This window comes from Lentzea aerocolonigenes (assembly GCF_000955955.1).
GTDB classification, from domain to species: Bacteria; Actinomycetota; Actinomycetes; order Mycobacteriales; family Pseudonocardiaceae; genus Lentzea; species Lentzea aerocolonigenes_A.
In genome coordinates, this window is sequence record NZ_JYJG01000590.1 from 1 (window position 1) to 5,104 (window position 5,104).

At 68.9% G+C, this 5,104-nt stretch carries 6 protein-coding genes; 3 read left to right on the forward strand and 3 right to left on the reverse strand.

Translation table 11 applies throughout. The features are described 5' to 3' along the window. Positions 1 to 197: 197 nt before the first annotated feature. Complete coding sequence (locus UK23_RS47645) at positions 198 to 1,289, forward strand: nucleotide disphospho-sugar-binding domain-containing protein (RefSeq protein WP_156213907.1); 1,092 nt, start codon at positions 198 to 200, stop codon at positions 1,287 to 1,289. Positions 1,290 to 1,340: 51 nt separating this feature from the next. Here UK23_RS47645 and UK23_RS47650 read toward each other — a convergent pair whose 3' ends face one another. Together UK23_RS47650 and UK23_RS51135 are read right to left on the reverse strand one after the other, a co-directional pair. After that, on the reverse strand, positions 1,341 to 2,006 hold the full coding sequence (locus UK23_RS47650; protein ID WP_045318490.1) for a Type 1 glutamine amidotransferase-like domain-containing protein: 666 nt from the start codon (positions 2,004 to 2,006) through the stop codon (positions 1,341 to 1,343). Between the two features lie 49 nt (positions 2,007 to 2,055). Continuing rightward, a complete protein-coding gene (locus UK23_RS51135; RefSeq protein WP_082115559.1) occupies positions 2,056 to 3,129 on the reverse strand; it encodes a DUF4265 domain-containing protein in 1,074 nt (357 codons plus the stop codon). Positions 3,130 to 3,194: 65 nt separating this feature from the next. On the opposite strand from UK23_RS51135, the gene UK23_RS47660 reads away from it, so the two are divergent. Continuing rightward, positions 3,195 to 3,833 carry a hypothetical protein gene (locus UK23_RS47660; RefSeq protein WP_045318491.1) on the forward strand — a complete coding sequence of 213 codons (639 nt, stop codon included), beginning with the start codon at positions 3,195 to 3,197 and terminating at the stop codon, positions 3,831 to 3,833. 55 nt (positions 3,834 to 3,888) lie between these two features. Here UK23_RS47660 and UK23_RS47665 read toward each other — a convergent pair whose 3' ends face one another. Next, positions 3,889 to 4,413: an AMIN-like domain-containing (lipo)protein gene (locus UK23_RS47665; RefSeq protein WP_045318492.1), complete on the reverse strand. Its 525-nt coding sequence runs from the start codon at positions 4,411 to 4,413 to the stop codon at positions 3,889 to 3,891. A 234-nt stretch (positions 4,414 to 4,647) separates the two neighbouring features. On the opposite strand from UK23_RS47665, the gene UK23_RS47670 reads away from it, so the two are divergent. Beyond that, positions 4,648 to 5,079, forward strand: coding sequence for a PH domain-containing protein (locus tag UK23_RS47670; RefSeq protein ID WP_045318493.1), 432 nt, complete (start codon positions 4,648 to 4,650; stop codon positions 5,077 to 5,079). The last annotated feature ends 25 nt before the right edge of the window (positions 5,080 to 5,104 follow it).

The following is a 5,104-nucleotide window of genomic DNA, read 5'->3' on the forward strand; positions in this document are numbered from 1 at the left end:
GCCCACGCCATCCTCACCCTCGAACAACGCACCCGATCATGAAGATGGAAAAGGCTCGGTACATCTCAATTACCAGAAGCCCCACCTTCATGCCCTCACGCTCACGACCAACCCACACCATTCGCCAACAGACTCCTAGGGAGGAAGTCGTGCGAGTTCTTTTCTCGTCATCGCCGGGGCTTGGCCACCTGTTTCCGATGATCCCGCTCGCCTGGGCGCTGCGGAGCGGGGGTCACGACGTGCTGGTCGCCAGCACCGGTGACGTCGTCGAGCGCGCCGCGCAAGCTGGGCTGCCCGCGGTGGAGGCCGCGCCGGGGCTGGACATGATGACGTTCTTCGGGACTACAGTGCGGGAGAACGAGCGGTTCGGGGACTTCGCCTCGATCCACGAGCTGTTCGTGGAGGACCCGCGGCGGGCGATGGAGCTCGTCGCTCGGGTGTTCGCCGCGCTCGGCGACCGGCTCACCGAGGGGATGCTCGCCGCCGCCCAGGGTTGGCGGCCGGACCTGGTGGTCTTCGAGCAGATGGACTCCGCGGGCCCGTTCATCGCCGCGAAGCTCGGAATTCCCGCCGTGCAGCACAACTTCGGTGCGGCGCGCGGGACCGACGAGCTCGCGCTGTACGCCAAGTACACCGACGCCTACGACCGGCATGGCGTGACGCGGCCGACCGAGGCCGACGCGATCATCGACATCGCCACCGAGGGGCTCGGCACCCCGCAGATCGGGTGGCCGATGCGCTACGTCGCGTACAACGCGGGCGGGGTGCTGCCGGGGTGGCTGCTCGCCAAGCGGGAACGGCCGAGGGTGTGCGTCACCCTCGGCACCGCGGTCGGCCTGATGTCCGTCGGCGCGCTGGGCCAGATCGTCGAGGCGGCCAAGGAGATCGACGCGGAATTCATCTTCGCGCTCGGCGACTCCGACGTCGCGGAACTGGGCGAACTGCCGGAGAACGTGCGCCTCGTCGAGTGGATCCCGTTGAACGCCCTGTTGGAGCACTGCGACGCGATCGTGCACCACGGCGGCTCCGGCAGCACCTTCACCTCGCTGGCCGCCGGAGTGCCGCAGTTGCTGCTTCCGCACGCCGCCGACCAGTTCGACAACGCGACACTCGTCCGCGACGCTGGTATCGGCCTGTGGCTCGAAGACGCCACTGTGGACGCTTCGCATCTCACGAAGCTGTTGGAGGACAAGGAGATCAGGGCGGCGTGCGAGCGACTCCGCGCGGAGAACGCCGCACGCCCCCTGCCATCGGAGCTGGTGTCGAAGCTCGTCGCGCTGGTGAGCTGATCCGGCTTCGATGGAGGCGCCGACCTCGCGCAACCATTCGCCAACAGGCTCTCACTGATCTCCTGAGCTTGTTCCGAATGCCACCCATCGCCCTTCGGAGACCACTTCGACGGAGCCGTCGACCTTGATGGCCGTCTGCTCGTCGATGGCGTAGGCCGGGACGCCGATGTCCGCGGCCCACCGCTCCGCGTCCGCCAGGGTGTTCTCGGGAAAGGCGTCCAGGTGCGGGAAGATCGCGAAGTCGACGACCCCCAGCGTCCGGTCGTCCGGCGCGGACGGCCACTCGACGAAGTCCGCCCCGATCCGGGGCGTCAGCACCATGCTGCCGGCACTCACCCCCACCCAGACCAGGTCGGGCAGCGACGGCAGCAGGTCCGCCAGCCCGGACTCGCGCATCCAGTGGGACAGGTACGTCGCGTCACCGCCGCCGACCAGGAGCACGTCCGTGTTTTGGACCCAGGGCACCCACCGTTGCGCGCCGATGGTGGGCAGCGCGGTGAGCTCGAGGACGCCGAGCGACGCCCAGCCCAGGCCGGAGAAGTGCCGATCGGCGGCCACGAACCGCCGCACCGAGGCCGGACCGCACATCGGATGACCCCACTGGGCGGTCGGGACGCAGAGCGCGCGGCACTCGGAGATCGGCTTGCCGAGAAGCCGCACGAGCGCCGCGTGGATGCTCGGGTTCGTGACGCCGCCTGACGTGAGCAAGAGCTTCATGTACCTGCAGACCGCGGACCGAGCCGGAACTCATCGAAGCGACGCGATCTCAGGAAACGGACTCCCACCAGCCGAGTGGACGATCGTCCTCGTCGTAGACGTTGCCGTAGTACCACTCCGCGTTGTTGCCGGACGTCCACTCGGCGACCACGGACTGGATCGCCGGGAACCCGGCGCCAACAGGCACCGTCACCACGATGAACCGCTTGTCGTGCGGTGCCTCGACCAGCCCCGCGAGCTTCTCGAAGGCGTCCTGCAGGTGTGCGAACGCGCTGTCGTCCGGCGGTGTGCGGGGGTAGATCGCGACGCAGACGTTGCCACCTCTGGTCAGGATCTCGAACGTGCCGTCGTCGAACATGCGGACGCGATCACCTGCGGCACAACCGGTCGCGAGGCCCGGGCTGCCGAGGATCTCGTACTCGGTCTCGGAGATTCGCACGGCCGGGACGACCTCGTAGGCCGGTTCACCGGAGGCTTTGGTGCCTGCGAGAAGGCGGACATGGCCGTCATGTGTGCGGAGGTCGTTGACCTCGACGGACAGATGTGGCGACGACACCGTCCAGCGCAGCAGCTCGTCGACCTGCACGGCGCCCATCGCGCGGACAACCTCGGCCGGACGGAAGTGGACCTCCGTTCCCGTGGGTCCGTCCGCGGCGATCGGGACGAGATCGGTCACCGGCAGCGCGTGCTCGTAGCGCTGGGTCCAGGAACCGTTGGCACGTCGGTTGGTGTGCACCAGCCACTCGCTCAGCGCGGCGACCACCGAGATGCCCCGGCGCGGGTGGCCGTCCGGCAGGCACGGAGCGTCGGGCGCGTCGAAGAACCGGAGATCCCTCGACACCATGACGGGCTTCTTGACTGCCCGTCCCTGCCCGTCGACCACGGTGGCGGTGCCCCTCCCGCCGTCCGACACCGTCACCGACCCGTCGGCGTGCAGCGTGATCGAGCAACGTCCGCCGCCGTTGGCCTCGGCCTCCTCCTCGGCGTAGGCGACCACCTCGAGAATCAGATGTCCCGCCCCGCCGGGGGCGAACAGCTCTGGGGCTGCGCGGATCCCAGCCAGGTGGTCGACGTCCACCTGGCTCGTCCAGTCATGTGTCGTCTCTGGTCCTGGAGTCCCCATCGGCCAAGCATTCCAGACGGGAAAGTCGGGTGTGCCGGGTTCCGAGACCGTGCAACCCTGGCGACGTGCTGCTGAAGTTGACGGGGTCGAGTTGTTCGGGCAAGTCCACGCTCGCCTTCGCCGTGGCCGACCGGATCCGCGGTGTCGTCGTCCACGATTTCGACGAGATCGGTGTGCCGCGGGACCCCGGCCCCCACTGGCGCCACCGCAGCACCGAGCTGTGGGTGCGCCGCGCACTCGAGTACCAGGAACGCGGACTGGACCTGCTGTTGACCGGACAATCCCCACTGGGCGAGGTCCTGGCGGCGCCCTCCGCACCGGAGGTGGACGGGATCGCGCTCTGCCTGGTCGACGTGGACGACGAGATCCGCCGCGCCCGGCTCGCCGACCGCGACTCCGGCCGGTGGGACACCTCGGCGGTCGACGCCTTCCTGGGCTGGGCCGCCTGGCATCGCGCACACGCCCGAGATCCGCGGCACCTCCCCGAGGCGATCACCCGCGGCAGTGCCCCGGACATGGCCTGGCACCGCTGGACCGACTGGACCGCCGGCGATCCGCGGTGGAGCACCCACATCGTCGACACCACCGGCGAGCCCGTCTCCCAGTCCGTCGACAAGATCGAACAGTGGGTGGTCGAACAGCGCGCCGCACACCGAACCGGCCGGCTGCCCCTGGCGCTCGGCTGGGTCGATCAATCCGGATGACGCCGGCTCCGGCAGCGAGGTGGCGGGATCGCCTCGGTGGCGATCCCGCCACGGCTCACCACTGGTGGGCGACGTCCACGACGATGCGGTCGGTCAGCGTGAGCACCCGGAACGGCAGGCGTGCGCGGACACCGAGCCCGAGGTCCGTGGTGCCCTCCCAGGATCCGGCCCAGGCGACCTGCCGGAACGTCTGGTAGCCGGTCACGTCGACGACTTCGGCCGGGTTCGCCGGCTGGTAGGTCGGGTCGAAGTTCTCGTCGTAGGACGGCGAGTACGCCACCACCAACAACTTCGCCCCGCCCCGCAGCGGAACCGGCTTGCCCGACCCGACGTGGGTCACCTCGTCGGTGTAGGTCACGTAGTAGCTGCCGTCGGCCTGGTGGGTGTCGATCACCAGCCGGTCGAAGCACTCGTGCTGCCCGGAGCGGATGTCGGTCACGGTTCCACCGCCCCCGTTGAACACGGTCTTCAGCCCCGAACCCCAGTCCACCGGCGCACAAGCAGCAGCGGCACCGGCACTCGCCGGCACCACCGTCATGGCCGCCAGCACGGCAGCGATCGCCAACGCGAATCCGCGCATGATCTTCCCCCTTCTCGCCTCGGGCTCCCCGCCCGTCGCAGAGGACACGCACGGCCGGCCATCCAGGTTGTCCCGTCATTTGGCGCGCTTTGGAGTCACCGCACGGCTACATGCCCGCCGTCAGAGGAGTCCGTGTGCCTCCGCTGGCCAAGCCGCGTTCGACGAGAGGCCCTCCACGTGAGGACTTTCGTCGTTTCCAGGCGAGCCATACACGCACCGGGCTAGCTTTGGCACATGGGGCCCACTACTTTCCGCAGGCCATCGGCCCGCGTCGCCATCGTGATCATCTCGGTGGTCGTGTACTTCGTCCTGGCGTTCCGGATAGACGAGTTCGCGGACGGGCTGACCCAGAACGTTCTCACCGGGTTGCTCGTCAGTCTGCTGGCGGCGATGGTGGTCCAGACCTGGCGGCTGGCGGTGGTCCTGAGGTCGGATGGGGTACTCGTGCGCAACTCGTGGCGTGACCGGTTCCTGCCGTGGGACGAGATCAGGGGCATCGACCGTGAGCCGAGCCGCATCCAACGCGTGTCGTTCCTGATGGCCGACGGCCGGGTTGTGCCGTGCGACGCGATGCGCGGGTGGGCCTCCCGTGACGAGCCGCACGCGAAGGCGCTCGTTGAGGCCGTCACCGCTCGCCTTGCGGCGCAGGAACAACAGGCCGACTAGTCGGTTGATTCCAAGGGGTCTGCTC